The organism is Streptomyces sp. O3, assembly GCF_054788135.1.
Window position 1 is genome coordinate 1 of the sequence record NZ_JBTVYK010000264.1, and the last position, 211, is coordinate 211.

Annotated in this window: 1 protein-coding gene; it reads left to right on the top strand. The window is 70.6% G+C overall.

The features are described 5' to 3' along the window. On the top strand, positions 1-211 hold a 211-nt coding region (locus ACX6XY_RS30590), incomplete at both ends, for a dihydropteroate synthase (RefSeq protein WP_460338031.1).

Below are 211 nucleotides of genomic sequence, written 5' to 3' on the forward strand. Positions count from 1 at the left end.
TGGGCGGCCGGGCGGTGATCAACTCGGTGAACTACGAGGACGGCGACGGCCCCGAGTCCCGCTTCGCGAAGGTCACCGGGCTGGCTCGGGAGCATGGTGCGGCGCTGATCGCGTTGACGATCGACGAGGAGGGCCAGGCGCGGACGGTGGAGGCGAAGGTCGCGATCGCCGAGCGCCTCATCGACGACCTCACCGGGAACTGGGGGATCCG